Origin of the sequence: Arsukibacterium sp. (genome assembly GCF_036735525.1) — a bacterium.
Taxonomy (GTDB): Bacteria; Pseudomonadota; Gammaproteobacteria; order Enterobacterales; family Alteromonadaceae; genus Alishewanella.
This window is the reverse complement of record NZ_DAINOE010000109.1, coordinates 3,469-8,377: the sequence shown is the minus strand read 5'-3', so window position 1 is coordinate 8,377 and position 4,909 is coordinate 3,469. Positions and strand designations below refer to the sequence as shown.

The window sequence follows — 4,909 nt, the reverse complement described above, 5'->3', positions numbered from 1 at the left end:
CATATTCCAACGGGGGTGATCCAGCCATTTCGCAATCTGGGTGGGGTCTTTGACCTTGGCTGGCCTTATTTAGGCGATTTGCTTGCGGAGCAGGTTCAAGCAGCTTGGCAGCAAAGTCGGCCGGTATTGGTATTAATCAGTTATCATTATTTCAAAGCGGATCGCTAACGTGGTTGTGCGGGTTTTGACTGTGATCGGGCGGCGGCAGAGCAACAGGCCAGATTATTGCTGCAGCAATTTCGCCTGCTTTATCCCAACCAGCAGTGGTTGTATCCTCTGATGTGTGGTTTTGAAACCGACCTTGATGCACTGGTTCTTCATGAGGCGGAGCAACAGTTGGATTTGGCCACCATGGCTGACTCGCAGCAAAGTAAAATGCTTGAGATGCTGCGGCAATTGTTACCGGATATGCCAGCGCTTCTGGTTCAGGATCTGCTGCCGTTAGTGCAGGGTAATTTAGCTCATATAGCAGCGATGCGGCAGCATCGGCGTCAACTCGACAGTAAGCACCTGGAGTGGATGTTATGTATTGGCCGTGGCTTTGATTACCTGCATGTGCCCAACACCGCATTAATAATTGGGCCATTTAGCCCAGATTTAGCTCAACCAATTCGTCAGGCTGCAGCAATAATTGCTGGAAACATGCAGGCGGGGCGGATCGCAGATGATGGATTTTTACTGCTCTCATCTGTGCCATACCAGCAGTCCGGGCCAGATCAAGCCAGAGCATCCCTCAAATCCGCCTTTCTCAGTCAGTTTGCTGCCAATGTAGTAGTGAACTTTGATCCTGCTCTGGCTAAAAAAATGCATGTCCGTCAGGCAACTATGCACTGGCAAGAGCGAGAGTTACACTGGCAGTAACCACAACCACACTATCAAGCTTAGCTGTCGTTTCTCAAAGATGCGGTTGCTAAATATCAATTCGTCGCCCGCAAGCGACTGCTGTTTGGCTAAGCATTGACGCTAACCCTGCGCTCATGATCTCAGCGCGACTAAATATGGCGTTGCTCGCTGCCATGCATCCAGTACACCAGTTTGTCGGCCAGACAATATAGCAGTAGGCCCGCAATAAAGGCGGCTATTGCCAGGCCGCTGAAAATGGCAAAAGCGTTGGCTATCATGGCCTCGTCAGAGGTGCCTTTATCGGTACCTATTAAAGAACCTATTAAACCGGCTAATTTGTTAGCGGCGGCTAAAAACAGATACCAGGCGCCCATTAATAAAGATGCCATGCGCAGCGGCGATAAGCGGGTTACCATTGCCAGGCCAATAGGTGATAAACACAGTTCACCCAGGGTAAAAAACAGATACGCCAGCACCAGCCACCACATACTTGCTTTACTGCCATCACCTTGCTGCATTGTAGCGCCAACCATAAATAAAAAGCCGATACCCAGTAGCACCAGGCCTATGGCAAATTTCAGTGGCGAATTGGGTTCATGCTTTCCTAAGCGCAGCCATAATATGGCGAATAGCGGCGCAAAAATCATTATAAAAAGTGGGTTAAGTGATTGAAAATAAGTGGGGTTAAGTTCAACGCCAGCAACGGTTCTGTCAACAAATCGGTCAGCATATATATTCATCAGGCCGCCGGCCTGTTCAAAGCCTGCCCAGAAAATAATAGTAAACAACCCCATTATTAACAGCACCTTTAACCGGTCAACTTCTTGTTTGGTTAAGGGCGCCGTACGTTTTGCTTCAGACAAACGTCTGTCACGCCTGGCCGCCGGTTCAATACCAATGTCACCCAGTAACACTTTTGCCAAGGTCATTTGCAGCACTAACGCCAATATCATACCTAAGCCTGCCAGTAAAAAGCCTGCCTGATAATTGCGGACATGGACGAGGTCACCATTAACCGTGTGTTGAAACCCAAACTGATCAATCACAATGCCAACGCTGATCCCGGCTAAAAACATACCGGCATTAATACCCAGATAAAAGATGGTAAAAGCGCCGTCGCGGCGGCGATCACCTGCCGCATATAAATCGCCCACCATAGTGGATATGTTTGGTTTAAATAAGCCATTTCCCAGGATCAGCAACGCCAGCCCGGCATAAAAAGGGTAGAGCTCGATTCCGGCAAACCAATGATGCGGCAACGCCAGGCTAAATTGGCCCAGCGCCATTAATATGCTACCGAGTATTATTGCCAGGCGCTGGCCTAGCAGATGATCTGCCAGCCAGCCGCCGAGTAATGGGGTAACATAAACCAGCATGGTAAAGGTGCCATATAACTTTAATGCACTTGCCTGGTCCCAGCCTAAGCCGCCGCCCTGACTGTGAACGGTGTCTACCAGATACAGCACCAGCAAAGCGCGCATAGCGTAGTAGGAAAAACGTTCCCACATTTCGGTGCCAAACAGCAAAAATAAACCTTTAGGATGGCCCCAAAGATCTGTACCTCTAGATATTTTGTCCATTTATATTTAATTCCTTGCTAGTTAATTTGCAGGTGATGAAAGTGTTGTTCATCATTTATCAGGTGTGCGGGTTTTAGGTAACATCGATATCCCCGGCAAAGCTTTGGTATTGCGACAACGTGGGTTTTTCGCTGGCTATGTCGGCTGATGTTAGGGGATTTGGTGTGGCCTTTAACGACACACAGACAGTTAATGCCAGGAGCAGCATCTTTTCTTGCAAGTAATGTTTCATCGCGGGGAGTCTCAAAAAACTCCTGGCTAGTTAGCCAGGAGTAAACAACAAAAGATGCAGGCTTGCCATCTTTTGATTTCCAGGGGTTAGAAACTTTGCGTATAGCCCAGGTAAAGGGTGCGGCCATAGATGTCGTATAGGCTGCGCGAGTAACCGCCCCATTTATCAAAGCGCGGATCTTCGTCAGTCAGGTTGTTGATACCCAGACTGACTTTACCTTGCCAGGGCAGCTCTAATTGATAAGAGATGTTATGAGTAACGAGTGAACCCACCCGGTTATCTACCACCCATTGTTGCTCGGCGTTAAGTTCTTTATCCTTTTGCGCGCTGATGTAATTGCCATAGTAAGTCAGGCTGTGATTACCCTGGTTGTAGCTGAGGGTTAGGTTAATGCGATCTGAAGGATAATCGATGCGGCCGATTTCATTCATACCAAGTTCTAACTCACCCATGTTGCTTTCAACCGATTGCGAGCGTTTAAAGCGAGCTATGTGGGATAATCCCAGGTCAGCCTCAAATTCGCCGATGTCGGTTACCAACCTGCCACTTACTTTAACGTCAATGCCGCGCTTTTCTTCGAAGCCTCGGTTAGTTGTAGTAATTTTCATGCTTTCCAAACGCCCGTTTGGCAAAAAGCTAATTGCCGTATTGGGAAACAGGGCAGAAATATCTTGACGGGGTTGGCCTGCGGCGTCTGCAGCTTCCCATAGTTTTGCCTGGCTATAGGCAATCAGCCCCGGACTTAACTCACTAATAATATTATCAATTTTCAGCTCCCAAAAATCAGCGGTTAAACTAACGTTGTCATTAATATCCCAAACAACACCGATATTGCTGGTTTTTGAGGTTTCAGCTTTTAGTTTGTCGTTACCGCCAATATCAACATAAATACTATCGCGGCGGGTGCAGCCTGTTATTTCCTCACCAGCTGTTGCATGGCATAGCGGGTAGTTGGTGATGGTGTACCAGCCTTGGGTTGGGCCACGGTATAGGTCTGCCAGCGTTGGTGCTCTGAAACCTTCGCCATAAGAAGCACGAATTAACAGATTATCCAGCGGGGTGTAGCGTAATCCGAGCTGTGGATTAAAAGTCCCGCCAAAATCACTGTAGTGGTCGTAACGACCGGCAATATTGGCTTCAAGTTGAGAAAAAACAGGTACGGATAATTCACCGTAGACCGCTTTTACGGTTCGCTCACCATTGCCGCCCGCACCACCGCTACCGCCAAATATTTTCCCAGCCTTGGTTAAGGCGTCGATATCTGACATAAAGTGCTCCTTGCGGATAGCAGCACCAATATAAGCCGCAACACTGCCACTGGCCATTTCAAATAAATCAGCGCCAGCACCGGCACTGAAATCCACCGCTCTGGCTTTAGAGAATTTATCAATATTAGCGGCGGCTCCGCCTGGAACATCAGAGTTAGGATCGCGAGGGTCCCAGCCAGTAAAGGTGGCGGTAGTATCGTCGTAACTACCAATTAATTTCTGCACTGCGTCGGTGTATAGATATCCCGTACCCCAGGTAAAGTTGTTGTACCGGTTGACGTTAATAGCGGACTCCCAAAAGCCCCAGCGGGTTGTGCCTTCCACACTCAGCAGAAAATCGAGGATGTTGTCGTTATGCCTGGCAACACGGTCACCCGCAGAGTCGAAGCGATAATATATCCGATCTCCGGCCTCTACTGCTCTTAGCGTATGACCGGCCTCAGTGGTATATGAGGGCAGGGCGGTAGGGAAAATAACGGTGCCGGGAACGGAGGCGGAAACATCTTTGCTGCGGTTGTTGGCCCAATAGGTTCTGGCACTGAGTTTGATATCTGCAGTAAGTTCGCGATTATACATAACAAGGATGTTGTCCTGGTTGCTGCTTGAGGTCATGTTGGCAGCAACGGAATGATCATACAGGCAGGCCCGATCATCGGGGTAATCCAGTGACGATACCGGGCCAATAAAGGCATTCTGGCCGTTTTTGTTGTAGGCATTGCAATCGTCATTCATTAACGGTGTTTGGTAGGACCATGAATCGTCAGATGATTTAACGATGGTGCGGCCCCACTCCCCTATTTTACGCCAGTCATCCATCAGGCCTGGGTTACCGCCAGCAACCAGATAGGGGGCTTCATAGTCGCGCGATCGCATACTAATAGCGTCGTGCTGTTTATGCTCCCAGGTCATAATAAAATTGCTTTTGCTATCGCTAAAACCTGTGGTCATGGAAAAATCGTAGCTATCGCCGCCGCCGCTACGGCTGG

At 48.8% G+C, this 4,909-nt stretch carries 3 protein-coding genes; 1 reads left to right on the top strand and 2 read right to left on the bottom strand.

Annotated features, from left to right (window positions below):
- The first annotated feature begins 225 nt into the window (after positions 1–225).
- Positions 226–861, top strand: a complete 636-nt coding sequence (locus V7D78_RS15265) for a hypothetical protein (RefSeq protein ID WP_333609317.1) — start codon at positions 226–228, stop codon at positions 859–861.
- A gap of 131 nt (positions 862–992) precedes the next feature.
- Here the strand turns inward: V7D78_RS15265 and V7D78_RS15260 are convergent, their stop codons facing one another.
- A complete protein-coding gene (locus V7D78_RS15260) occupies positions 993–2,423 on the bottom strand; it encodes a peptide MFS transporter (RefSeq protein ID WP_333609316.1) in 1,431 nt (476 codons plus the stop codon).
- A gap of 318 nt (positions 2,424–2,741) precedes the next feature.
- Positions 2,742–4,909 (bottom strand): TonB-dependent receptor domain-containing protein (locus V7D78_RS15255; protein WP_333609315.1); only part of this gene is annotated, 2,168 nt, incomplete at its 5' end.

Coding starts and splice junctions, on each gene's coding strand:
- V7D78_RS15260 (WP_333609316.1), bottom strand. CDS start 2,423: ATGGACAAAATATCTAGAGGTACAGATCTTTGGGGCCATCCTAAAGGT.